At 51.8% G+C, this 23,741-nt stretch carries 22 protein-coding genes; 8 read left to right on the top strand and 14 right to left on the bottom strand.

The window, feature by feature from the left end; genetic code table 11:
- Nucleotides 1-32 precede the first annotated feature (32 nt).
- A complete protein-coding gene (locus tag EHT87_RS27195; protein ID WP_124909929.1) occupies nt 33-485 on the top strand; it encodes an NUDIX domain-containing protein in 453 nt (150 codons plus the stop codon).
- Between the two features lie 323 nt (nt 486-808).
- On the opposite strand, the gene EHT87_RS27190 is transcribed toward EHT87_RS27195, so the two are convergent.
- The 12 genes from EHT87_RS27190 to EHT87_RS27135 form a co-directional block, all read right to left on the bottom strand.
- A complete protein-coding gene (locus EHT87_RS27190; protein WP_124909928.1) occupies nt 809-2,197 on the bottom strand; it encodes a high affinity choline transporter 1 in 1,389 nt (462 codons plus the stop codon).
- Between the two features lie 250 nt (nt 2,198-2,447).
- Complete coding sequence (locus EHT87_RS27185; protein ID WP_124909927.1) at nt 2,448-3,311, bottom strand: inositol oxygenase family protein; 864 nt, start codon at nt 3,309-3,311, stop codon at nt 2,448-2,450.
- A gap of 81 nt (nt 3,312-3,392) precedes the next feature.
- Entirely contained in the window at nt 3,393-4,493 is a 1,101-nt protein-coding gene (locus EHT87_RS27180) for a serine hydrolase domain-containing protein (protein ID WP_124909926.1), read from the bottom strand.
- Between the two features lie 102 nt (nt 4,494-4,595).
- Complete coding sequence (locus tag EHT87_RS27175) at nt 4,596-5,189, bottom strand: 5-formyltetrahydrofolate cyclo-ligase (protein WP_124909925.1); 594 nt, start codon at nt 5,187-5,189, stop codon at nt 4,596-4,598.
- 197 nt (nt 5,190-5,386) lie between these two features.
- Complete coding sequence (bshC, locus tag EHT87_RS27170) at nt 5,387-6,934, bottom strand: bacillithiol biosynthesis cysteine-adding enzyme BshC (protein ID WP_124909924.1); 1,548 nt, start codon at nt 6,932-6,934, stop codon at nt 5,387-5,389.
- Between the two features lie 131 nt (nt 6,935-7,065).
- Nucleotides 7,066-7,392, bottom strand: a complete 327-nt coding sequence (locus EHT87_RS27165) for a PadR family transcriptional regulator (RefSeq protein ID WP_124909923.1) — start codon at nt 7,390-7,392, stop codon at nt 7,066-7,068.
- A gap of 104 nt (nt 7,393-7,496) precedes the next feature.
- Nucleotides 7,497-8,219 carry a 3-keto-disaccharide hydrolase gene (locus tag EHT87_RS27160; protein ID WP_124909922.1) on the bottom strand — a complete coding sequence of 241 codons (723 nt, stop codon included), beginning with the start codon at nt 8,217-8,219 and terminating at the stop codon, nt 7,497-7,499.
- Nucleotides 8,220-8,316: 97 nt separating this feature from the next.
- Entirely contained in the window at nt 8,317-9,666 is a 1,350-nt protein-coding gene (locus tag EHT87_RS27155; protein ID WP_124909921.1) for a Gfo/Idh/MocA family protein, read from the bottom strand.
- A 174-nt stretch (nt 9,667-9,840) separates the two neighbouring features.
- On the bottom strand, nt 9,841-10,866 hold the full coding sequence (locus EHT87_RS27150; RefSeq protein ID WP_185716361.1) for a serine hydrolase domain-containing protein: 1,026 nt from the start codon (nt 10,864-10,866) through the stop codon (nt 9,841-9,843).
- A 112-nt stretch (nt 10,867-10,978) separates the two neighbouring features.
- The gene (locus tag EHT87_RS27145; RefSeq protein WP_124909919.1) at nt 10,979-11,227 is read right to left on the bottom strand and encodes a helix-turn-helix domain-containing protein; all 249 of its coding nucleotides are present in this window, start codon (nt 11,225-11,227) and stop codon (nt 10,979-10,981) included.
- A 4-nt stretch (nt 11,228-11,231) separates the two neighbouring features.
- Nucleotides 11,232-11,909, bottom strand: coding sequence for a DUF2975 domain-containing protein (locus EHT87_RS27140; protein ID WP_124909918.1), 678 nt, complete (start codon nt 11,907-11,909; stop codon nt 11,232-11,234).
- A 146-nt stretch (nt 11,910-12,055) separates the two neighbouring features.
- Nucleotides 12,056-12,646, bottom strand: a complete 591-nt coding sequence (locus tag EHT87_RS27135) for a hypothetical protein (RefSeq protein WP_124909917.1) — start codon at nt 12,644-12,646, stop codon at nt 12,056-12,058.
- Nucleotides 12,647-12,886: 240 nt separating this feature from the next.
- On the opposite strand from EHT87_RS27135, the gene prfA reads away from it, so the two are divergent.
- On the top strand, nt 12,887-13,960 hold the full coding sequence (gene prfA / locus EHT87_RS27130; protein ID WP_124909916.1) for a peptide chain release factor 1: 1,074 nt from the start codon (nt 12,887-12,889) through the stop codon (nt 13,958-13,960).
- 44 nt (nt 13,961-14,004) lie between these two features.
- Here the strand turns inward: prfA and uvrB are convergent, their stop codons facing one another.
- Entirely contained in the window at nt 14,005-16,035 is a 2,031-nt protein-coding gene (gene uvrB / locus EHT87_RS27125; RefSeq protein WP_124909915.1) for an excinuclease ABC subunit UvrB, read from the bottom strand.
- Between the two features lie 157 nt (nt 16,036-16,192).
- Here uvrB and EHT87_RS27120 point away from each other — a divergent pair, with 157 nt between their 5' ends.
- A complete protein-coding gene (locus tag EHT87_RS27120; protein WP_124909914.1) occupies nt 16,193-16,447 on the top strand; it encodes a hypothetical protein in 255 nt (84 codons plus the stop codon).
- A gap of 4 nt (nt 16,448-16,451) precedes the next feature.
- On the opposite strand, the gene EHT87_RS27115 is transcribed toward EHT87_RS27120, so the two are convergent.
- Nucleotides 16,452-17,933: a M61 family metallopeptidase gene (locus EHT87_RS27115; RefSeq protein WP_124909913.1), complete on the bottom strand. Its 1,482-nt coding sequence runs from the start codon at nt 17,931-17,933 to the stop codon at nt 16,452-16,454.
- Nucleotides 17,934-18,173: 240 nt separating this feature from the next.
- Here EHT87_RS27115 and EHT87_RS27110 point away from each other — a divergent pair, with 240 nt between their 5' ends.
- The 5 genes from EHT87_RS27110 to EHT87_RS27090 all read left to right on the top strand — a co-directional run bounded on the left by EHT87_RS27110 (nt 18,174) and on the right by EHT87_RS27090 (nt 23,670).
- Nucleotides 18,174-18,509 (top strand): PadR family transcriptional regulator, encoded by a 336-nt coding sequence (locus EHT87_RS27110; RefSeq protein ID WP_124909912.1) that lies wholly within the window; start codon nt 18,174-18,176, stop codon nt 18,507-18,509.
- Entirely contained in the window at nt 18,506-21,133 is a 2,628-nt protein-coding gene (locus EHT87_RS27105; RefSeq protein ID WP_185716360.1) for an ABC transporter permease, read from the top strand. Before EHT87_RS27110 ends, EHT87_RS27105 begins: the two co-directional genes overlap by 4 nt.
- A 116-nt stretch (nt 21,134-21,249) precedes the next feature.
- On the top strand, nt 21,250-21,417 hold the full coding sequence (gene rpmH, locus EHT87_RS27100; protein WP_111628991.1) for a 50S ribosomal protein L34: 168 nt from the start codon (nt 21,250-21,252) through the stop codon (nt 21,415-21,417).
- 80 nt (nt 21,418-21,497) lie between these two features.
- On the top strand, nt 21,498-21,893 hold the full coding sequence (locus EHT87_RS27095; protein ID WP_124909911.1) for a ribonuclease P protein component: 396 nt from the start codon (nt 21,498-21,500) through the stop codon (nt 21,891-21,893).
- 115 nt (nt 21,894-22,008) lie between these two features.
- Nucleotides 22,009-23,670 carry a S41 family peptidase gene (locus EHT87_RS27090; RefSeq protein WP_124909910.1) on the top strand — a complete coding sequence of 554 codons (1,662 nt, stop codon included), beginning with the start codon at nt 22,009-22,011 and terminating at the stop codon, nt 23,668-23,670.
- The last annotated feature ends 71 nt before the right edge of the window (nt 23,671-23,741 follow it).

The following is a 23,741-nucleotide window of genomic DNA, read 5'->3' as shown; positions in this document are numbered from 1 at the left end:
TACTGTATATTCCATCAATTTCTTTCCCTGCTATGAAAGTACGCCCTGCGGTGCTCCTGATTGAGAATAACCATTTGCTGTTGATGCACTATCGCTACGGCGAAACGGACGTGTATGCCCTGCCCGGCGGCAATCCCGACAAGGGCGAAACCCTGGATCTGACCGTGATGCGGGAGTTGCAGGAAGAACTGGGCATCGATGTGGAAGTTGGGCCGATTGCCTTTGTCGGCGAAGTGATTTTGCCCGAAACCGCCGAATCCGGCGCGAAAGAAGACGTGTTGCACGTCGTATTTCTGGCTCAACTGATTGGCGGTATTCCAAAACTGAATCCGGAGGAAACCACCGCGCTGTCGGTCGGCTGGAAGCCGGTCCACGAACTCGACGGCTTGAATTTGTACCCAAATGTGGGCCGGCAGATTCAGCGCTGGCTCACGTCGCAGGTCAATCTGGAATACATCGGCAAGATTGACCAGACGTTTTTTTGACGCGGTACTGGTCATCGCCAATTTCTGGTTTTCCAGGGTTTTATCCCGTAAAAGAAGAGCTTTGGGAAGTAACCCCGGAGGGTTTTCTATCAATAGGGAAAGACACACGCTTCCTAGGTCATCAGGCCCCGGAGGGGCGTTCTCAACGGTGAGCAGATACCCAGGGTGCTCCTGCCGGGGCTTGTATCGAGTTTTACCTGCTTGTCTATTGGCAGAAAACCCCTCCAGAATGGGAACGAACTCCCTAAAACCTAGAAACCAACTTGACAGGAAGTGGGAAGCGAACAGGCCGGATTTGAAAAGTTCAGCATCGGCCCAGCGCATCAGGGCCGGGTTTTCGTTACGGATTTAGGGGCAATCAAAACCCCGGCAACCATCCCGGCGGCACTCGCCAGCAGGCCGTAAATCATGGCCGAATACTCCGTGTTGATCGCCAGGCAGATAAACCAGACCACAATGCCCCCAATCATCGACAGGATACACCCGATTGTATTGGCCGGTTTCCAGTATAAACCGGCCGTCAGCGGTACGAACAGGGACACCAGACTGAAAGCGGATGATTCCCCGACCAGCTCAAAGATGTTGACGTCGCGGGCGGCTGTCATCCAGACGCAGATGAGCGTAATGACCACAATCGCCAGCCGGATGGTGAGCAGCAGGGTTCTGTCGCTGATGTCGGGTCGGAAAAACCGGTAAATATTTTCCCCGAAAATCGTTGCCGGTGCCAGAATAGCCCCACTGGATACACTCAGAATGGCCGACAGCAAGGCTCCGAAAAACAGAATCTGCAAGGGCATGCTGCCTTGGCGCAACACCATATTCGGAATCAGCATCTGGTTGTCCTGGTTCAAATCCGGGTACAATTGTTTGCCCGCCAACCCGATGAACAGGGGCAATAGGGCGATGGTAATGTAGAAAAACGACGCCAGATAGGAAGCCCGCACGGTCGTTCGCTCGTTTTTGGCCGACATCACACGCTGAAAAATGTCCTGCTGCGGAATGGAGCCTAAACCGATGGTCATCCAGGCGGCAATCCAGCTGACGCCGTCTTTTACAGTTGCCTGCGGGAAGAAGCGAAAAAATCCGGGTTTGGTTTTCTGAATCATACTGCCAATGCCATCGGTCTGGTTATAGAGGATAACGGCAATGAAAATCAAGGCGATGACGATGATGATGTTGTGGACAAAATCCGTAATGGAAAGCGACCACATGCCCCCCATCATCGTGTAAATCATAACGATGGTTGCACTCGAGACAATGCACCAAAAAACCGGCAGTCCGGTTACCAGATTGAGCACAATCCCGATGGCGATGAACTGGGCGGCAATCCAGCTGAAGTAGGAGGGAATGACCAGAATCGCGGAAATGAACTCTGCCGAACGGCCAAACCGGATGCTGAAATAATCGGAAAACGTGGTGATTCCCAGGCGGTATAGCGGGCGGGCGTAGAAAGCTCCCACCAGAAACAGACACAGCGCCGATCCGAAAGGCTCCTCGATAATCGCCAGCACTCCGCCGTCGACAAACGTGGCCGGAGCGCCCATGATCGTTTCGGAGCCAAACCAGGTGGCAAATGTGGCCGAAGCCGCCAGCGCCAGCGGTAACCGCCGACCCGCCAGCACAAAATCCTGGCTGCTGCTTACTTTTCGGGCGGCCCAAGCACCAATGACCAGGTTGGAGAGAAGGTAGAGAGCAATGAAGATGAGAAGCATCCGAATCGACAGACTTTTACGGCTGTTAAACTACTAAAAGCTTTGTAAAGCTGCGCTAAAATACGCATTCCGCCCGCTCTTCCGACGGCCGGTTACCGTGTTTGTTTCGGCATGATGCCCGTATTGTGTGTTATCCAACGTGAAAGGAGCGATCCGGGAATGGGTAAAGCTGGTTGCCGGAACAAAGCCAGGAGGGCTAAAAACAAAAAAGCCGATGCAGGGCACCGGCTTTTCCGAACGGATTTACGGTTTACAGCCGAATCGTCGACGGTAGATATTTCGCAATCAAATCTTCGTAATACGGTTTTAATTCCGAAACCACCGGCGTTACCGGGCTTTTTGAATACAAATCGTACGGGTTGAACTTGTCCACCCATTTGAACATCGCCCGGTCGTGATCGTCCAGCAGGTGATCGTACGCTTTCTCGCGGTGTTGCGCATAGAACGAGTGGTAGCGGATCATATACAACGCCGGTTCGGGCAGGTGATCCTTCGTAATGTGGTACAGGTATTCGTCGTGGCCCCACGACATGGTGACGTTTTTCAGGCCGCAGTTCGGTTCGTAGATACCGTATTTCGTATTGAAATCTTTGTTGCTGGAATCCGGATTGGCCGCAAAATATTCGGGATAAACGATTTTGTCGGAATGCGCACAGCCCACCGGGAACGTGTCACCAACCACGGCCCACTGGGGTTCACCAAACAGACAGAGCACCTTGCCCATGTCGTGCAGAAAACCGGTCAGCACAAACCAGTCGGGGTGGCCATCGGCGCGGATGGCTTCGGCGGTTTGTAGCAAATGTTGCAATTGATCCAGTTCAATATCCGGATCAGAATCATCGACAAGGGTATTCAGAAACTCCATCGCGCCCCAAACCGGGATTTCTTTTTTATCGAATTTGAGGAATTCAGCCCGCTTTTCCTGCACAAAATCGTACGTCTGGTATGTATGGTTCAGACGATAAAACTCCCGAACGGTGTCGCGGGCGGGGTCGTCATAATTGCGGTATTCTTCCTTCGCTTTATGTTCCGGTTCGGGATAGCGGACCAGCAGATCATCTTCCCATTGTTCAAGGCTGGCGAGGGGGTTGCGTTCGGTGTCGGTGAATGCCATAGTAAGGTAGCTGTTAGTGAGCCAATTATAGGGTCGTAAAGATAATGATTCCGTCAACTATTTCAAGCCTGAAATGGCCAGTTAATTCGTCAGATTGTGCAACGCCCACACATCGACAGCGAGTGCCGCGCTCGACTTCAGCACGTTCAGGATGTCGGCAAAAGGCCGGTGGTTGTCCGCCAGATTCGAGAACAGAACGATCAGCGTCCGTTTTTCCGGAATGCGAACGACGCAGTTGCTAAACCCGCATGTGCTGCCGGAATGAAACAACTCCCGTACATCGCCGTTTGTTCGGGTAAAAAACCACCCTAAACCATAAAAACCGTCTGTCTGGCCTTCAATGCGGTGATGAACGCGGCTGAGTTGGGCGGGCAAATCAACCAGTTTTCCGGTTGTCAGGGCGTCGTTCCACTTTTTGTAATCCGTTAAGGAGGTATAAACGCAGCCGTCGCCCTTGGTTCCGCTTGTCACGCTCTGGTCCGAAAACCGGATTTTCCCGTCTTTGCCCCGCGCGTAGCCCATCGCCCGGTTTGGAATCGTCCTTCTGGGTTCATAGAGCGTGGTCTGGTTCATGCCGAGTGGTTTAAAAATGGTGGCCGTTATGAATTCCAGATACGGTTTTCCCGAAACCCGCTCTACCACCTGGGCCAGCAAACAGAAGGCCGAATTGCTGTACCGAAACCGGCTCCCCGGTTCAAAGTAGGTCGAATCCTGGGCTTTTAGCAGATTTACTACGTCGTTATCAAAAATCTGGTCTTTCTGCGTGGGTGACAGTACTGATTCGTAATCCAGAATGCCGGACGTGTGCGTCAGCAGATGGCGCAGCTTGACGGTTTTACCCACATGTTGATTAAATTCCGGAAAGAACTTCAGCAGATTATCGTCTACGGATAGCTTTTTCTGTTTTTCCAGCAACAAAATGCACATCGCCGTAAACTGCTTGGAAACCGATGCCATCCGAGAGTTGGTTTCCGGCGAAATGGGCGTCTTCGTCTCCAGGTTAGCCACGCCAAAGCCCCGGTTATAGACGGTTTTGCCATTGATCACCACCAGCAATGCACCGCCGGGCTGGTCGGCCGGAAAGTTGCGGTGCATCACCGAATCGAGAGCCGTTTCGATTTTCTGCGCCGAAACCGTTTGGAGAGAAAGCAGCATATAACACCAGAAAGCGCGGTTTTTCATTCCGGCAATCTACGAAAAATAGGAACGCGGCCGGGTCGCCGATGCGATTTGACAGATTGAACGAATTTTCACGGATAAAATTAGTTAATCCGTCAAATCCTTTCAATCTGCGTTCCTGTCAAAAGCCCAGACCCGATCGGGTGTCACACAGAAATTCAGGGCAATATCGCCTTCGAAAACATCATCGATCCTGGCAACCGGATCGAACAGCGACAGGCCGATTTTCAGACAATCCGGGCGGCATTGCGTCAGAAACCGGTCGTAAAAACCGCCCCCGTAGCCGACGCGGTTGCCGGTTTGGTCGAAAGCGAGGAGTGGAACGAGAACGAAGTCGAATGATGAACGATGAACGATGAACGATGAATGGGGTGGAGGTTCCGGGATGTTGTACCGGCTTTTGGTAAAGGCAGTTTCGGGCGTTATTTCGTAGTTTTCCAGCGTTCCGGAAATCAGATCCGTGACGGGCGCGGCTACCCGAACCGCTGGGAAATCCTGCCAGAGCCGCCGGATGATGAGCCACGTATCGACTTCTTTCTGGTTTTCAATGGGCAGAAAGGTACTGATAACGGAAACCGGCCTGGATCGCAGAAACGTAAAAAACTGATTCGAAATGGCTTCACAGCGGTTTTGCCATTCGGCTTCGGACAACGACCGGCGTTTTTGGCGGAACTCGGAACGCAGTTCGGCTTTGGTCATCGCTTAGAAGTTGTTAACGTTAAAACGGAAAGCCTTGGAAGGGCGGGATGTTAATAGAAATTCTGTCGCCCACTTCCCCGGAGTTCCGGAAGAGCGGCCTAAACGTGTTTTTAGAACGCTCCTTCGGAGCTGATGAGAACGGCAGCCTGTGCCTGACTAGTAACAGGAAAGGCCCCGGCCTTCACCCAGATGGTTTTTTAGTCTTTCAACACCAGCATCCGGCTGTCCAGCGGGTCGAAAATGCCCAGTAATTTCTGAATAAACTGCGGGTCGTTGAGCTGAAAATTCAGGTAATTTTCGGTGCGTTCCTGAATACCGCCGTTCGGAAAGAGTTTGTTTTTCAGGGTCATCAACTGATTGAGAACCGTTTCGTAGTTTTTCTCTTCGGTTTTCTTCAGTCGTTTTTCCAGATGATCGATCGTATGCATCAACCGGGTTTTTTCGGCCAGAACGGCCCCTTCCAGCGACTTGTCGACTTGAACCGATTTGTGCAGAATCTCGGCGAAACATTGTTCCAGACAGGCTTTCTGCTCGGAAAGGTCGAGCGAGTTTTCGGAAATCCGTTCAATGTAAGACCGGCGCAGTTTTACCTCATCCCAAAACAGTTCTTCGGGCGACACGCCCAGTTTTTCCATCTTTCGGGCACTGGCGGGGTTGACGTACAGCGCAAAATTCCGGGGCATCAACAGCGGAAACGGAATCTTGAAATGATCGAAAATACCTTTCAGTTGCAGCCAGTACGGCACTTCGGAAGGTCCGCCAATGTAGGCCAGATTGGGCAGAATAACTTCCTGATAAACCGGGCGCAGCACCACGTTCGGACTAAACCGCTCCGGATGTTCATCGACCAGCGCCTGAATTTCTTCTTTTGAAAACCGCAGGTCGGTGTTCAAAACTTCAAAAGAATCCTCGCCATCCGTAACGATCCGTTCGCGCAGTTGGTCGTCCAGATAAAAAAGGTTGATTTCCCGGGGCGTTATCTGCGTTTTGTAACCCAGTGCTTCCAGTTGCCGGGTGGTTTTGGTGACAATGTCGTAGGTTGGGCGGTTCAGCAGTTCGTCTTTGATGATCGGCGCAAACAGGCGTTTCAAGTCCGCATCATCTGCATCGAGGCAAATCAGTCCTTCTTTGCCCAGCAATTCGTTGACGTACCAGCGAACGGCGTCGGACAATTTCGCGTGTTTCAGGTAAGCGTCTTCAAACAGAAACAGCTTTTCCGGCATTTCGTCGAAAATCGCTTTCAGTTCCTGCGGATTCATCCGCCCGACGGCTCCGCGCTGCTCGGTTTCCCAGGTATAACTTTTGCCAAAGAGCGTAAAATGGTTGATTTCCGCAAAATCATGGTCTTCGGCGGCCAGCCAGTAAATCGGCACAAAGCGGTATTGCGGATACGTTTCGTTCAGCTTTTTAGCCAGATTCACCGTCGTAATCCACTTGTAGAGCACGTAAAGCGGACCGGTGAAAATGTTCAGCTGGTGGCCCGTCGTAACGGTAAATGTATTCGGCTGAGCGAGAATCGAGAAGTCCGGTTTATTGGGAATATGCTGGTACTGCCGTTCCAGAACTTCCACCAGTGTCTGGCGTTTGGTGTCGTCGAAGGCCCGGTTTTTGAATTGTTCTTCAAACGCTTCCAGGCTTGGAAAACGGTTATAATAGGGTTGGAGAGCTTCTTTTTGGGAAATATAGTCGAGGAACAGATTCGAAAACTGGCCGGTGGCCGTTAGTGGCAGGTACTGACAGTCCATGAAAATGGGATTTTTGTCAGTCAACACAGAATTGGTTATCAAGGTTCGGACGAGTTAGCAGGATTACACGAATGGCAACGTAGCAATTCGCCGGCAGAATGCGGCATCGGCTTTCTACCAGCGTTCAATAGTCATGCCAGCCCGGTTTTGGGAATCTGGTTCCAGAGGTTATTTCGGGTCGTGTGAATTTCGGCCAACGCCCGGGTTCCGCCCAGCGTAACGGTAAAAAAACGCTTCCGCCGACCCCCGCGCTCGGCCGTGGCTCCGCCCATTTGCGATTTGAGGTACCCTTTTTCTTCGAGCCGTTGCAGCGTCGCGTGAATGGCGCTCAGGCTGACGGTGCGACCGGTTTGCTTCTCGATTTCTTCCAGAATCGTCACCCCATAGGCCTGGCCGTTGAGCATGGCAACCGTTAACAGAACCAGTTCTTCAAATTCGCCTAAGTACGGACGATTCATATTTGTTTAGGTTTTGTAAAACAAATATAATCCGTTTCTTTTATTTCAAAAAACCGTTCTCTAAATCATCCGGTTTTGGCGCAAAATGACCGAAATTTGTTTCCTCAGAGCGGCCGAATCTTGATATTCCGGTACCAAACCGTGCTGCCCCAGTCCTGCAAACCGATCTTACCGGACAATTGCCCTTTGCTGATGGGCGCCGTATTCAGCTTGCTTTCGGCAATTCGCTTTTTCCAGTCGGTGCTGTCAACGTGGTGTTCCTGAATAAGATAGCCGTTCATATACACCGACAGCACATTTCCTTTCAGCTTGAAATGGATCTGGTTCCATTCGCCCACGGCTTTCGGTTCACGGATGCGGGCGTTGGCCACGCTGAAGAAATCACCCACGCGGTGTTTGTTCTCCGGTGCCCCTTCGTAGATGGCATTGTCGAGCACCTGAAGTTCCAGGCCGGTATTGTAAATCTCCTTGTATTCCGGCGATTCGGTGACGAAAAAGAAAATACCGCTGTTCGTAAACCGCTCGACTTTAAAATCCGCCTTGAATTCGAAATCGCCTTTGAACGTCTGGTCGGTGGCCAGGTCGCCCCCGTTTTTGGCTTTGTTTCCGGCGCGTTCCGGCACGTTCAGTTTGAGTGCACCATTTTCGATAATCCAGGCCGAGCCGACGCCTTTTTTGCCGTACGTATGCCAGCCGCTAACGTCTTTTCCGTTGAAAAGCAGTTTCCAGCCCTCTTTCTTTTCCTGAGGGGTTAACGTATTGGGAACCTGTGCAAAAAGTTGACTAATGAAAAGTAAAAGCAGTACGGTTAATGACGTTTTTCTCATGAAGGTTTGAAGGAGAGAAAGGAGCAGAGACAAGAGAAGAAAGACCCGGTTTTTTAGGTCTCTAGTCCTTGTCTCTACTCTTTATTCTAATAAAAAATTACATCGCCCAGCCCTGGCGGTATTCGCGTTTCAGGTACTGGTTCAGTTCCGGGGCGTTGGTAAACGCCATGCTGTTGGTATCCCAGTTCAGTTTTGTGCCTTGTTTGTAAAGGGCTACGATTCCCAGCAACATGGTTTCGCACAGCGGACCGGCATATTCAAACGGAGAAACCGCCTTGCCGTTGCCTTTGCAGGCTTCGGCCCAGTTGCGTTCGTGACTCATGCCGACGCGCGGAATGGTTTGCGCCGGTTTTTTGTAGGAATCCATTTTTTCCTGGGGCAAAAGACGCGGTTTTGAGCCGTAGGTTTCGTGGAAAAGTTTTCCCTTCGTACCAATGTACAAAACGCCACCGCCTTTCGGAACGGGACCATCGCCGAATTCGAGCGGTTTTGGCGGCAGAATTCCGCCGTCGTACCAGGTCATCGTGAGGGGATGTTTCTTGTCTTTTGTTTCAAATTCGAACGTAACCAGCGACGCCATCGGGTAGCTTTGCTTGTTAAACGGCGTCGATGACGCTTCGACGGTAATCGGTGGATTGAGTCCGAGCGCCCAGAACGGGTGATCGACCAGGTGAGCCCCCATGTCGCCCAGCGCCCCGGCCCCGTAATCGACCCAGCCGCGCCATTTGAAGGGCGTGTAGGCCGGATTGTAAGGCCGGTGCGGAGCCGGGCCCAAAAACAACTCCCAATCCAGCGTCGACGGCACATCCACCACTTCTTTCGGTACCTCCATGCCCTGCGGCCAGATGGGACGGTTGGTCCAGACGTGGACTTCCTGCACTTTGCCAATAGCACCGTCGGCGATCCACTCGTTGATCAGGCGGGCGTCGTCGTTGGAGTGCCCCTGGTTTCCCATTTGGGTAACTACCTTCGGGTTTTCTTTCGCCATCCGGGCCAGTTCCCGGGATTCCCATACCGTAACGGTCAGCGGTTTCTGAACATAGACATGCTTGCCGAGTTTCATGGCGGCCGATGCGATAATGCCGTGCAGGTGATCGGGTGTGGCCACCACGATGCCGTCGATGTCCTTCTGGGCTTCCAGCATCTTGCGGTAATCCTTATACCGTTTGGCGTTCGGATACTTTTCAAAAACCGGACCGGCGTATTTCTCATCGACATCGCAGAGCGCGACAATGTTTTCGGTGGGAGCGAGCGCATTCAGATTGCTTTTTCCCATACCGCCGATCCCGACCCCGGCGACATTCAGTTTATCAGACGGGGCAATAAACCCCTTACCCCCCAGCACATGCCGGGGCAGAATGGTTACGCCCGCCAGAGCCAGCGACGAGGCTTTGACAAAACCGCGTCGGCTAACCGGCTGATCTCCTTTGTTTTTCAGATTGCTCATCCGTGAAATAGTATGTTTAGTAAGGGATGGAATACGATTCTATCAAAAGTACAAAATAGCTGTTTCTATCGTGCTATTAAATCGTATTTTCATACTATTTCAAATGAGAAGGGGTTCCTGGCAGAGACAGCGATTTTTGAAAACTATCCAACGGCTGCGGTTTATTCAGATCATTTATGGCCCGGCATTATAAGGCCGTACCCCGAAACAAGCAAACAGAGGATCATCGTAGTTGAGGCTCAGCTTAACCAGACGCTCGGCAATCTGTAAGCCCCGATTGGCCACGTTAACGAAATAAACCAGCGCCGTTTTCTGATCCGCCGAACCAATGACGTACCCACTGGCGGCCGGGCTTTTTGCCCATTGACAAAATAAATCACCTTGGCCCGTGTGTTGTATGGCTATACCCAAACCCCAGAACACGCGCCCCGGCTGACAAATATCGGTTTGTACTTGCGAACCTAGCATCAATTTCGGAGTTGGTCCCGGTTTTAGCAGGGTTGCTACAAGAAACCGGGCGTAATCGTCGGCGGTGGTTCGGAGCGTATGGGCAACGTTGGCCGGTTCCGGCTCGTCCGGCACCCAGTTACCGGTTTGGTCGTACGACCGGGTGTACCGACTCGAATCGGCCGGATGGTAAACGTAACTTGTATTTTTCATACCCAGCGGCTTCAATACCGTTCGCTGCATGAAGGCTTCGATGGGTTCTTTCACCAGGTATTCCACCACCGTTTGTAGCAGATAAAACCCTTCTCCCGAATAACTATATCGGGTTCCTGGGGCAAACAGGGTTGTGAGCGGTTTGCCTTCCGCGCGCCAGTTGGGCAGGCCGCTGGTGTGATTTAGTACCATACGAGCCGTAATCAACCGGATCCGTTCATCAGCCAGTGGACTTTTGAGAAAATAGTCCTCTAAATAAGTCTGGGGAACATAACGGACCAAGGCAGAGTCAAGAGCAATCGTACGCTCTTCGCAAAGTTTGAGAACGGCATACGCAAACAGCGGTTTGCCTAAAGAGGCTGCACGAAAAATAGTCGTTGCTGCTACGGGTTCCTGCGTGATTGTATTCTTTATTCCCAATCCGGTGCTCCAGGTAACGGTGCCGTTCTCAATCAGGGCAATGGATAGCCCCGGAATCCCGGCACTATCCAGCATCGCGGGAAGTGCTTTGCCGACGGGTTGGCGGGATTGGGCCTGCACGGGTAACTCGGTTAAAAGAACCCATAGGAACGTTAGCAGGCCCGGAAGAAAGCGAGGTGTTTGGCAAAAGGACATCGGATAAATTTTAGTTGTGGAAACGACCCAACGATAATCAATTCAAACTACGCTCGCCCAACTGCTCAGAAGCCGCATCGGTTTCGGCTTCATAATCCAGAATGTCACCCGGTGTACATTGAAGCGCCTGACAAAGTGCGTCCAGCGTACTGAAACGGATGGCCTTGGCTTTACCGGTTTTCAGAATGGAGAGGTTCGCGAGCGTCAGATCGACTTTTTCCGCCAGTTCTGTCAGTGACATTTTTCGTTTCGCCATCATGACGTCAAGATTCACAATAATTGCCATGCGGTCACACAGTTAGTTCGTTTTCGGTCTGTAGGTCAATTCCCCGGCGGTACACCTGCGCCAGCGCCAGCAAAATCAAGCCCAGCAGCCAGGGGCTATCCAGGTTGATGTCTACGCTCAGATGGTTCTGATAGTCGAGCCGGATTTGTTGAAAATAAGGTCTTGTCTGGCTCCAGAGCGCCATTTTAAGCAAAAGCTCAATCCCCGTCTGGCCCAGAAAGAGCAAGCCCATGGTGTTGATCCGCCGGGCATTGTCGGGGTGAAAAGGCGATTGGGTCTGCACCGTGCGGAAAATTTTCCGAAGCAGTGAAAACGTCCAAACGGCAGTTCCCAGACCGACCAGTCCCAGGGTAATAATGAGAATTCCGGGTGTCGAGCGGACCGGCACCTGGAGTTGCCCGGTCTCTTTCTGGGGCTTCAAGAAAACTTGCGGTTCGCCCGAAGAAGGGCGCATTTTGGTGCTTGCCGGTCCCCAGGCCACCGGAACGGAAACGTAGTTTGGTGGTTCCTGGCCCATGAAAAAGTCTCCTTTTTTAATAGAAAAATTCCCGGTTTGGGCACCAAGGAACTTCAGGCTACACATCAGCGTAAAGACAACCAGAACGACCAGAACGAAATAATAAAAGACGGTAACCAACCATTTCACAGTTGGGAATACCCAGGCAGGCGATTGATTTTTCATGTCTATCAGGTAGAAGTTTGATAGAGCAAAGGAATGTATATTTATCGAAAAACAATAAATAAATTGTCTTTATCGGTAAATATTTATTGATAAGCGGTTAGATAACGCCTACTTGTGGAATTGGGTAGTTCAGACTATCGACCGGTTTACTGCAATTTCTTCGGATTAATCCGCCGGATTACCTCCCGCTTGTTGAAGACGATGCGCCAGATGACAAACGGCAAAGCCGCCTTGTCGGTGCAGGTTTTACAGATGATGTCATCCGTTGCAACGGGCGAATTGTAGACGAACAGCGTGTCGTTCAGTTTCTGGACGTTGTCGATCTGGTCCATTTTATTCTGGGCATTGTAGACATAAGCACCCAGCAAATCCCGCTCTTTGGGGTCCAGAGCCGGGTTTTTCACATCCTTTGCCCTTAGCAAATCAATCGTAATGGCGTATTGTTTCTCCAGCCGCCGAATGGCCGGTATGCCTTCCAGCGTACAAAGCGTCGAATCGCCGGCGTTTTTGGTCAGTTCATTCGTCAGGGCTTTTCGGGCCGTCAGCACGAGGGCTTTTCCCCACTCGTCAACGGTGGTGGTTAGCTGAACATTGGTGACCCGCTTAATTTTATGATCATTCATTTCCTGCACCAGCTCCTTCGTATTCTGATTGCGGTCGGGTGAACAGGAGACGGATAAAACGAGAACGCATAAGGGGCCAATGAAAACGGAAAAAGGCGAAAAAATGCGGTTCATAGCCAGGAACTTAGTGAAGTGAATTCTTGTCATCTATCTGGATAACGTTGGGATTGGCGGTTTCGTTGACAAATGTACAATTGAACCGTTGACTGACCGAATTTTCGTAGATTTGTATCAAAGTTCGTCCCTAAAGTCGTCCGCGACCCCGGCCCTGAAGGGGACTTCTGCATCTGGATTATTCTGCGTCCAAGTCTCCTTCAGGGGAACGGGGCAAATTAGGCATAAAGTTTCTGAACAATGATTGATCAATTAGAATCCATAAAAGAACGGTTTGAGGAGGTTTCTCAGCAAATCATGATGCCGGAAATCGTTTCGGATCAGAAGAAATACACGAAGCTGAGCAAGGAATATAAAGATCTTGAAAAAATTGTCAAGCAGTATCAGGTGTATAAAAAACTGCTCAATGATATCGACGGTGCCAAGGATCTGCTCGCAACCGAGCGCGACGAAGATTTGCGCGAAATGGCCAAAGCCGAACTCGACGAACTGGTGCCGCAGCGGGAACCGATGGAAGACGCGTTGAAAGAAATGCTGATTCCGAAAGATCCCAACGACAGCAAAAACGTCATTCTGGAAATCCGGGCCGGAACCGGGGGCGACGAAGCCTCGATTTTCGCTGGCGACCTGTTCCGCATGTACCAGCGGTTGTGCGACCGGATGGGCTGGCGGATGTCGCTGATGGACTTTACGGAAGGAACCTCGGGCGGTTACAAAGAAATTATCTGCCAGGTCGAAGGCGAAGATGTGTACGGAAAACTGAAATTCGAATCGGGCGTTCACCGCGTGCAGCGCGTTCCGGCCACCGAATCGCAGGGACGGATTCACACGTCTGCCTCCAGCGTGGCGGTATTGCCCGAAGCGGAAGAGGTTGACGTTCAGATCAATATGAACGATATTCGGAAAGATACCTTCTGTTCGTCGGGCGCGGGTGGCCAGTCGGTCAATACGACGTATTCGGCGGTTCGGCTGACGCACATTCCGTCCGGTTTGGTCGTGCAGTGTCAGGACGAACGTTCGCAGATCAAGAATACTGAAAAAGCGCTGACGGTATTGCGGTCGCGTCTGTACGAAATTGAACTGCAAAAGCACAACGACGAAATCAGCTCACAGCGCAAGTCGATGGTGGGCAGTGGTGACCGTTCCGACAAAATCCGGACCTACAATTACCCCCAAAGCCGCGTGACCGACCACCGCATCGGTCTGACGGTGTATAACCTGCCGACGGTGATGGACGGCGACATCGACAACTTCATCGAACAACTCCGCATGGCCGAAAACGCCGAACGGATGAAAGAAGCCGCGATGGTCTAAGCATCCGCGGACTTGAGCGGCAGCGGCCGTCCGACCGTGGATACTTAGACTTTCTGCGTAGCTTTCAGCCGATCGCGGAGCTGAAACAATTCGTCCCGCAGCCGGGCCGCTTCCATGAAATCGAGTTCTTTGGCGGCTTTTTCCATTTTATTCTGCGTTTCCCTGATGACTTGCTCCAGGTCATTCTTACCCATGTATTGCACCACGGGATCGGCGGCAATCCGGAATTCGTCGGGTTCAACGTAGTATTGCTTGGCTTCGGGGCGCGAATCGGCAATGCTGGTCTGGCCCATGATGGCGTCGTGAGACCGCAGAATGGTCATCGGCGTAATACCATGTTTCGCATTGTATTCCATCTGAATTTCCCGCCGTCGGTTGGTTTCGCTGATGGCTTTTTCCATTGAACCGGTAATTCGGTCGGCATACATCAGCACCCGCCCGTTGGAATTCCGGGCGGCCCGGCCAATGGTTTGAATCAGGGAACGAATATCGCGCAGGAACCCTTCTTTGTCGGCATCCATGATGGCTACCAGCGACACTTCCGGCAAATCGAGTCCTTCGCGCAGCAGGTTGACACCCACCAGCACATCGAAAACCCCCAGCCGCAATTCCCGCAGAATCTCGACGCGATCCAGCGTTTTTACCTCCGAGTGAATGTAGCGGCCTTTCACGCCAACGCGCTCCAGGTATTTACTCAACTCTTCGGCCATCCGTTTGGTCAGGGTTGTCACCAGCACCCGTTCTTTGCGCTTGACTCGGATGTCGATTTCTTCCAGCAAATCATCGATCTGGTTCAGACTGGGCCGTACTTCAATGGCCGGATCGAGCAAGCCCGTCGGACGAATCAACTGCTCGACGACCACGCCCTCGCTCCGGCGCAATTCGTAGTCGGAAGGCGTTGCGCTGACAAAAACCGTTTGCCCGGCCAGTTGCTCAAATTCCTGGAACGTAAGCGGACGGTTGTCCATCGCCGAAGGCAACCGAAAACCGTAGTCCACCAGGGCTTCTTTCCGGGAGCGGTCACCGCCCCACATCGCCCGGATTTGCGGCATGGTCACGTGGCTTTCATCCACGATCGTTAGAAAATCGTCCGGAAAATAATCGAGCAAACAGAACGGTCGCTGGCCGGGTTGCCGACGGTCGAAATACCGCGAGTAGTTTTCGATACCGGAACAATAGCCCAGTTCGCGCATCATTTCAATATCGAACTCGGTACGCTCCTTGATCCGCTCGGCTTCCATGTTGCGGAATTCCGATTGGAAATAGCGAATCTGCGCCACCAGATCATTCTGAATTTCGCCGATGGCCATGTTCAGCGTATCGCGCCCCGTCACGAAAAGGTTGGCGGGGAAAATGGCAATCATCCGGTCGTCGGCGATCTTCTTGCCCGAAGCCGGATCGATGCGCTGAATGGCTTCAATTTCGTCGCCGAAGAAGACAATGCGGTAGGCAAAATCGGCATAACCGGGAAAAATATCGACGGTATCGCCCTTGACGCGGAAGGAACCCCGGGTGAATTCGACCTCGGAACGGCTATACAGAATTTCGACCAGTTTGAAGAGGAACTGATTGCGGCTGATGGTTTCGCCCACGCCCAGCCGCACGATGCTTTTCTGGTATTCGGTGGGATTACCGGCACCGTAAATACACGACACCGAAGCGATGACGACAATATCCCGCCGACCACTCATCAGCGCCGAAACCGTGGCCAGCCGCAGCTTGTCGATCTCTTCGTTGATAGCCAGATCTTTTTCAATGTAGGTGTTGGTCGTTGCAATGAACGCTTCCGGCTGGTAGTAGTCGTAATACGAAATGAAATATTGAACGGCATTTTCGGGAAAGAACTGCTTGAACTCGCCGTAGAGCTGGGCCGCCAGCGTTTTGTTGTGGCTCAACACAAGCGTCGGGCGGTTGAGCTGGGCGATAACGTTGGCTACGGTAAACGTTTTGCCTGATCCGGTAACCCCCAGTAACACCTGCGAAGGTTCGCCTTCCTGAAGGCCTTTTACCAGCTTTTCAATGGCCTGAGGCTGGTCGCCAGTCGGTTTAAATTCTGAAGTCAGCTTGAAATTCATAACAAGCCAAGTTACGAAATAATAGAAATTGAAACAAGGACGAGTTCAAAGATAACCGCTCCCGGCTAAGATTCTTAGCGTAGGAACCGGTAGGTGTTTTTCCTGAACAACTCGCCCATCAACCCGTTATCCTACTATTCACTCAACGGTATTTCGTATGAAAAGCAACCTGAAAAACGGAAGCCGGCGATTAATTGCCGGTTTTGGTATCGTACTGACAGTCTTTAGTTTAAGCTGTAATTCAAAAACAGAAAACACCCAAACCAGCACCGATTCCACGGCCGCTGCCAGTGACACGAGCATCATGGGTATCCAGGGCGACACAACCACCAATACGCTGGACGCACCGCAAGCAGCTCAGAGTGATACTGGCCAGACGCTTCCGGAAATGCGGGCGAAGAAGAAGGACTGAAAAATTACCGCTGGCTGGGCGTAACCCGTATTTCGCCCAGCCAGCGGTAGCGGTTTTCGAAACCGGCGGGATCGTCGAGTTGAACGAGCAGGACCGAAGGCGTACTGACCAGGTCGGTGGTATCGTATTCCAGTTGGAGGCCGATAAAAGCCAGGTAGTCGTTCAGAAGCGTTTCCAGTGGTTCGTTGCCGAAAATACAACGGCTATAATACCAGTCGAGTGATTCGCCGGCCACCTCTTCCGTGACGGCCCGGTAGTCGTCGAGCGTGTAGCCGATGAACGGTTTTCCGAATCGTTCCCACATAATCCGCATAACGTCGTCGAGCGAACGGGTGTGGTTCCATTTCCGGCGGATGTGCAAATCCAGCATCAGGGCGACGGTGGCCCCTTTGTGATAGACGGATACCTTGCGATTCGGCACGCCTTTGTCGTAGCCATCCAGCCACAAATCCCACGACGCTTCCGTAAGTGACTGAAACGCACGTCCGTTGGGTTCAAAATGCCGTTTTAGCAACACCTGAAACTCTTTAAAATAGGCCGCATCGTTAAAAACGTTTGCCCGACGGAGGATCAAATCCCCGTAATACGTCGTGACGCCCTCGGCCACAAAGCAGGTGGTGAAGTAATTTTCCCGGGTAAAATCATAGGGCAAAAGCTCCGTTGGCCGTATGCGAATGACATTCCAGGCGTGAAATAATTCGTGTGACGAAACGCCCAGCAAATCCGTATACAACCCTTCACCTTCGTCGTTGGGCCCCAGCACCAGCATCGTGGAGTTGCGGTGTTCGACGCCGTGGTAGAAAGCCGTTGGCAAAATCAGCGTCAGAAAATGGTAGTCCTTCTCCGGAAATTCACCAAAAAGCCGGATCTGTGTTTCGGAAAACCGGCTGAAATCGTGCCGGAGTCGCTCCACATCGGGTTTGATGTTGCCGTTGATCCAGATGTGAAATCGCGTTTCATCGACTTCATACTGAATGTGTTGCAAATCGGGCGAGGCAATCAGCGGGCAATCGACCAGTTCGTAAAAATCGGACGCATGCAAGGTATTGGGGGCGGTTTGCGCCATGCCGCAGGCGATTTGCCAATCGTCCGGAATGGCCAGTTCAAGCGTACAGGGTTCCCGCAAACGATCATCGGCATACAGGCATAAATTGACCGGATTGATGTACAAAAGCCGGTCGTCGGCAAAGCTCGTTCCGGCGTTGATGACATTGCTGTAATAGGTATACCGAGCGACGAGTGCTGAAACGCCTTCGGTTTGCACCCGCCAGCGGTCTTTGGTGAGTTTCTGAAAAGCGAGCGGTTTGCCAGCGTTGTCGAAAATTTCAAACCGCTGGATGTTTTTGGCGAAATTCTGTAGTTCATACCGACCGGGACGCCAGGCCGGAAGTTGTAACTCGACAGTAGAAGCCGAAAGATCCGTCAGCAGAAAATCAATCTCAAGAAGCCGGGACGACGGATTGGTTGAAGAAATACGATAGTGCATACCTGCGAATATAAACCCATAATACCGTTAAGCGTTCATCGATCCGACCTAAATTTCCTGATCAATCTGTCCAGTTTAGTACAGATCCCTGTCCGTTTGTGGACAGGACTGCTCATCTTTTGTCGTTAAAATACGCCTTATTTTAACGTAATCGCCAGTTTTGTTCGTTGGTCTGGTATTTGCTATGCAAATGAGTAAGATAAACTTTACCAGAAAAAGAGAGTAACGACAAGGTACCAGATGAAAGGCACTCAGTTAGGTGAATTCGAAGAGTTGGTGTTGCTCACCATTGCGCTCCTTTATGATGACGCCTACAGCGTTGCGGTGGTCGAGACGCTGGGCCAGCGCCTGGAGCGGCCCATGAGCCTGGGAGCGGTTCACCGTACGATGCAGCGACTTGAAGAAAAAGGGCTCGTCAACTCCCGGTTTGGCGAATCGACCGCCGAGCGGGGTGGCCGGCGGAAACGGCTCTTTACCGTAACCGCAGTCGGTGAGCAGGCTTTGCAGGAAGCGCGACGGATTCGCAATGAACTCTGGGACGGAATTCCCAAAACCGCTTTTGGTCATCTGTCATGAAGCCTAAACAGAGGGCGCAACCACCGCGTTGGGCCGAGCGGTTTCTGGAACGGATCATTGCGCCCCATCTGCGGGAAGAAACGCTGGGCGACCTGGACGAGTTGTTCCACAAACGCGGTCATCGGTACGGGTATTCGAAAGCCCGGTTGCTGTACCTGGTGGATGGTTTGCTGCTGCTGCATCCCCGGCTCTGGCGCAGAAATTCCACAGATTTACGATTCCATACGTCAAAACCAGCCCCAATTGCCATGCTAGGTAACTATTTTAAGGTGGCCATTCGAAAACTCAACCGCCACCGATCCTACACCCTGATCAATGTCCTGAGTCTGGGCCTCGGAATTGCCTGCGCCATTCTGATCTTTACGCTCATCAAATACCACCTGAGTTTTGACACCTTTCACGCGAATCGGGACCGGATCTACCGGATTCATACCGAATTTCACGGCGACAAGGTTCGCTATAATACGGGCGTTCCCAACCCGCTGGGCGAAGCGTTCCGGAAGGGTTATTCGGTTGCCGAAAAAGTGGGCCGGGTCGCCTTTCTGCCCAAAAGAGTGGTTGCGGTATCGCCGGAGAAAAAATTTGAAGAAAACATTGCCTTTGCCGACCCGGATTTTCTCAACATGGTCAATTTTCCGTTGGTGCAGGGGAATCCGCAAACCGTGTTGAAGGATCGCAACACGGCGGTGATTACGGACCGGATCGCTAAAAAATATTTCGGGACCGACGACCCCATCGGCAAGCTCCTCCAGGTCGATGATTCCCTGCACGTCCGAATCACGGGCATTCTCCGGGACCTTCCGCCCAACACGGATTTTCGCTCGGAAGTCTATATTCCCTTCGACAATTTGAAAGACCACACGCCCTGGATGGTGGAAAAAGACTGGTGGTTTAGTGTTAGCGACGACATGCAATGCTTTATCCGGTTAAAACCGGGCGTATCTGCGGCTTCCGTTGATAACCACGTACTTTCGGCCATTTCCAGTAAATACTATAACAAAGATATGGCGAAGTACTTTCGGTTTAAGCTTCAGCCCCTGTCCGATGTCCATTTTAATCCCAAGCTGAAGGGACACACGGAAAAGAAAAACCTTTGGGCCTTTGCCCTGATCGGTCTTTTTCTGATCATGACCACCTGCGTCAATTTCGTCAATCTGGCTACGGCTCAGGCACTTGGCCGTTCCAAAGAGATTGGGGTCCGGAAAGTACTGGGCAGCGAGCGGGGAATGCTCTTCTGGCAGTTTATGGCCGAAACGACCGTCATTGTCGGGCTGGCCACGGGAGTTGCCTTCGGGCTGGCCTGCCTGGCCTTACCGCTTGTCAATCAGCTGTTCGAAATAGAACTTTCGCTCAATCTGGTGAAAGATCCTTACCTGCTCACGTTTCTGCCCGCTATTCTGCTGGTTGTCGTCTTCTTTTCCGGTTCGTATCCCGGCTTGATTCTGGCCCGCTTCCAGCCGGTGCTGGCCCTGAAAGGGCGGCTTTCTCAACACCAGCCGGGCGGTTTTTCTCTCCGGAAAAGTCTGGTGGTGACGCAGTTTGCGATTTCTCAACTGCTCATTATCGGTACACTGGTCATTGCCAATCAGTTGCGGTATTCTCAACAGGCCAATATGGGTTTCCGGAAAGATGCGGTTGTGGTTTTGCCGGTGCCCGACAACAAAAAGTCAAAAATCAATACACTGACTGCACAGTTCTCGGAATTGGCAGGGGTAGAAAACGTCACATTTTTCGATACCGCACCGGCGTCGGAAGACGTGGGCAGCACGGGCATCTGGTTTGGCTCGCGCACGGAAGCCGAAACGTTCTCCATTTCGATTAAAGCGGGCGATAACCGCTATGCGTCGACGTTTGGCATACCGATTGTGGCCGGGCGCGACCTGAATCCGTCGGATACTATCCGGGAGTATCTCGTCAATGAAACCGCCGTAAAAGCCCTCCGACTGGCTTCCAATCGGGCGGTTATTGGCAAAACCGCTATCATCAACGGTCGAAAAGGAACCATCGTCGGCGTTATGAAGGATTTCCATTACCGGTCGTTTCATACCGGTATCGAGCCGCTTTGCATCACCACCCGCAGTGAGAATTACAGCCAATGCGGAGTAAAAGTAAATCTGGCCAACCTGGGCCCGACCCTGGCCGGTCTTGAAAAAAGCTGGTCGTCGATGTATCCGTCTTCTATTTTTACGTATCAATTTCTGGATGAAGAAATCGACCGGTTCTACAAGCTCGACAACATGATTCTCTGGCTGATCCAAGCCTTTGCCGCCATTGCCATCGTCATTGGCTGTCTGGGTTTGTACGGTCTGGTATCGTTTATGATCGCGCAGAAAACCAAGGAAATCGGCGTTCGTAAGGTGCTGGGTGCCAGCGTTCCCGGTATTTTGTGGTTGTTCGGCAAAGAGTTTTTCCGCCTGCTGGTTATTGCCTTTGTGCTGGCCGCTCCGCTGGCGTGGTGGGTGATGAATGGCTGGCTGAATGACTTTGTGTACCGGATCGAGATTGGGGCCGGTATTTTTGCCGTAGCGATTTTAATTACGCTGGGCATTGCGGTCGTGACCGTCGGCTACCGATCGCTGAAAGCCGCGTTGGCGAACCCGGTAAAATCCCTGCGGTCGGACTAAGCTACGTTGCTGTTTATGAAAACGCTAAATATGGAAGGCGATCTTGTTTCGTTCATAAACATTCTCTACCTTTGCAGACTCATTTGAAAAATAGGCATCCAAGATATAGTTAAGTCATGAAAAGAACGTTTCAACCTTCGAACCGTAAACGCCGGAACAAACACGGCTTCCGCGAGCGCATGGCATCTGCCAATGGCCGCCGAGTACTGGCCGCCCGTCGTGCAAAAGGACGTCATAAACTGACGGTTTCGGACGAGAAAAAAGGCGATCGGTTTAAGATTTAAGTAGTGTTTATAGTTTAGGATTTACAGTTTAGGGTTCAACGCAGCAACCTGAACTATAAACCTTAAACCCTAAACGGGCTATGAAGCAAACGTTCACCAAATCCGAACGGCTTTGCAGTAAAAAAACCATCGGACAGTTATTTCAAAAAGGTAGTGCGACCACACGGACGTTCTACCTTTTTCCATTTCGACTCCTCTACATGAACGATCCCGAACGGAGCACTCCCGCCGGGACCGATCCCCTGCCTGCCATCCTGATTTCGGTCTCCAGCCGAAACTTCAAAAAAGCCGTCGACCGCAACCTCATCCGCCGTCGCGTTCGCGAAGCCTATCGCTTAAATAAGTCGATCTTATTCGGAACGACGGAAAAACCGAAGCAACCTCCGGCTTATATCGTATTTTTATATACCGCCCGCGAGAAAATTTCGTTTGAAGAGATAGAAAAAAGTATGAAATTAGCTTTAGCTCGGGTATAAACTAGTTCGCGGAGTTGAGCGGAGGAAAAAGGAGAGAAGCGGAGGAAGAGAAATAAAAACTCTGCTTAACTCTTTTTTCCTCCGCTCAACTCCGCGAAACAACTTCTTTGATAACATGTTTACGCGCAAACGTCTGACCGTCGCCCTGGGAGCGACCCTTCTGGCAGGAAGCCTTGGTTTTTTTTCGTTCCGCAACGACGACCGGTTTTTTGAAATCGCCCGTAACCTGGACATTTACGCGACGCTGTTTAAAGAACTGAATCTGTATTACGTCGATGAACTGAACCCCAACCGGATGGTGAAAAACAGCATCGACGCCATGCTGAAATCGCTCGACCCGTATACCAACTTCTTTGCCGAAGACGAAATTGAGGATTACATGACGATGACCACCGGACGCTACAACGGCATTGGGGCACTCATCGGTTCGCGCCAGGGCCGCAGCATTGTCATGATGATTTACGAAGGCACACCCGCCGAAAAATCCGGGTTGCAGATTGGCGATGAAATTATTAAGGTCGACGGCGTGGACATTAAAACCCGGCGTGAACTGGATTCCGATAAACTGCTCCGGGGGCAGACCAATACGGCGGTCAAGCTGACGGTGAAACGCTTCGGGGCCAAAGATCCCATCGATTTGAACGTGACGCGCGATGTCGTAAAAATGACCAATGTGCCGTATTACGGCATGATTACGAACGAAGTCGGTTACATCGACCTGAAGGATTTTACCGGAACGGCCTCGCGCGAGGTGCGGAATGCGTTCGTCGAACTGAAAGGCAAAGGCATGAAAAAACTGGTGCTGGACGTTCGCGAAAATCCGGGCGGTTTATTGAACATGGCCATCGACATTGCCAACATCTGGTTGCCGCGGGAATCGGAAATTGTGACGACGAAGGGGAAAGTAACCGAATGGAACAAAACCTACACGGCCCTCAACCCGCCCCTGGATCTGGAAATCCCGATTGTGGTGTTGACCAACAGCCGGAGTGCGTCGGCCGCCGAAATCGTTTCGGGCGTTATTCAGGATTATGACCGTGGCGTTCTGGTGGGGCAATTGACCTACGGAAAAGGCCTCGTGCAAACCACCCGCGAGCTTTCGTACAATACCAAACTGAAAATTACCACGGCTAAATACTACATTCCGAGCGGACGCTGCATCCAGGCCATCGACTACAGCCACCGCAACCCGGACGGCAGCGTGGGCAAAATACCGGATTCGCTGAAAACGGCCTTTAAAACCAAAGCCGGTCGCCCGGTTTACGACGGCGGTGGCGTTACACCGGACGTGCCGGTGGAGGCCAGTACACCCGCGCCGATTGCGATCAGCCTGACCAACAAGGGATTGATTTTCGATTACGCCATCAAATACCGCCATGACCACCCGACGATCAAGCCCGCCCGCGAGTTTCGCCTGACGGATGCTGAATACCAGGATTTTATCTCGTGGCTGAAAGACAAGGAATACGATTACACCACGCAGGTTGAAAAAGAACTCGGAACGCTGGAAGCATCGGCCAAGAAAGAAAAATCGTTTGATCAGATCCAAGACCAGCTGAAGGCGCTGCGAACAAAGCTCTCGCACAGCAAGGATGTTGATCTGGTGACATTCAAAGGCGAACTCAAAACGCTGCTCGAACAGGAAATCGTGGGGCATTATTACCTGCAAAAAGGCATGAAAGAAGCTTCATTCGCCACCGATCCGGAAGTCAAAGCCGCCCTCGACCTGTTCAAAGATATGAACCGCTACCAGGCCATTTTGAAAGGAAAACCGTAAATTTTTAATGATGAATGATGGATGATGAATGGGCTGACGCGTGATTTATGCGTCAGCCCATTCATCATCCA

It is taken from the genome of Larkinella knui, assembly GCF_003858645.1.
Lineage (GTDB): Bacteria > Bacteroidota > Bacteroidia > Cytophagales > Spirosomataceae > Larkinella > Larkinella knui.
The sequence above is the reverse complement of the archived record's forward strand: the minus strand, read 5'-3'. Positions and strand labels throughout refer to the sequence as shown.

Bases quoted from the DNA above. Each gene is read 5' to 3' on its own strand.
- bshC (WP_124909924.1), bottom strand. From the start codon at position 6,934: ATGGACTGTCAGTACCTGCCACTAACGGCCACCGGCCAGTTTTCGAAT.
- EHT87_RS27185 (WP_124909927.1), bottom strand. From the start codon at position 3,311: ATGGCATTCACCGACACCGAACGCAACCCCCTCGCCAGCCTTGAACAA.
- EHT87_RS27095 (WP_124909911.1), top strand. From the start codon at position 21,498: ATGAAGCAAACGTTCACCAAATCCGAACGGCTTTGCAGTAAAAAAACC.
- EHT87_RS27120 (WP_124909914.1), top strand. From the start codon at position 16,193: ATGAAAAGCAACCTGAAAAACGGAAGCCGGCGATTAATTGCCGGTTTT.
- EHT87_RS27165 (WP_124909923.1), bottom strand. From the start codon at position 7,392: ATGAATCGTCCGTACTTAGGCGAATTTGAAGAACTGGTTCTGTTAACG.
- EHT87_RS27140 (WP_124909918.1), bottom strand. From the start codon at position 11,909: ATGAAAAATCAATCGCCTGCCTGGGTATTCCCAACTGTGAAATGGTTG.
- EHT87_RS27175 (WP_124909925.1), bottom strand. From the start codon at position 5,189: ATGACCAAAGCCGAACTGCGTTCCGAGTTCCGCCAAAAACGCCGGTCG.
- prfA (WP_124909916.1), top strand. From the start codon at position 12,887: ATGATTGATCAATTAGAATCCATAAAAGAACGGTTTGAGGAGGTTTCT.
- EHT87_RS27190 (WP_124909928.1), bottom strand. From the start codon at position 2,197: ATGCTTCTCATCTTCATTGCTCTCTACCTTCTCTCCAACCTGGTCATT.
- EHT87_RS27115 (WP_124909913.1), bottom strand. From the start codon at position 17,933: ATGCACTATCGTATTTCTTCAACCAATCCGTCGTCCCGGCTTCTTGAG.
- EHT87_RS27195 (WP_124909929.1), top strand. From the start codon at position 33: ATGAAAGTACGCCCTGCGGTGCTCCTGATTGAGAATAACCATTTGCTG.
- EHT87_RS27155 (WP_124909921.1), bottom strand. From the start codon at position 9,666: ATGAGCAATCTGAAAAACAAAGGAGATCAGCCGGTTAGCCGACGCGGT.
- EHT87_RS27160 (WP_124909922.1), bottom strand. From the start codon at position 8,219: ATGAGAAAAACGTCATTAACCGTACTGCTTTTACTTTTCATTAGTCAA.
- EHT87_RS27105 (WP_185716360.1), top strand. From the start codon at position 18,506: ATGAAGCCTAAACAGAGGGCGCAACCACCGCGTTGGGCCGAGCGGTTT.
- EHT87_RS27180 (WP_124909926.1), bottom strand. From the start codon at position 4,493: ATGAAAAACCGCGCTTTCTGGTGTTATATGCTGCTTTCTCTCCAAACG.
- EHT87_RS27135 (WP_124909917.1), bottom strand. From the start codon at position 12,646: ATGAACCGCATTTTTTCGCCTTTTTCCGTTTTCATTGGCCCCTTATGC.
- rpmH (WP_111628991.1), top strand. From the start codon at position 21,250: ATGAAAAGAACGTTTCAACCTTCGAACCGTAAACGCCGGAACAAACAC.
- EHT87_RS27145 (WP_124909919.1), bottom strand. From the start codon at position 11,227: ATGGCAATTATTGTGAATCTTGACGTCATGATGGCGAAACGAAAAATG.
- EHT87_RS27110 (WP_124909912.1), top strand. From the start codon at position 18,174: ATGAAAGGCACTCAGTTAGGTGAATTCGAAGAGTTGGTGTTGCTCACC.
- uvrB (WP_124909915.1), bottom strand. From the start codon at position 16,035: ATGAATTTCAAGCTGACTTCAGAATTTAAACCGACTGGCGACCAGCCT.
- EHT87_RS27090 (WP_124909910.1), top strand. From the start codon at position 22,009: ATGTTTACGCGCAAACGTCTGACCGTCGCCCTGGGAGCGACCCTTCTG.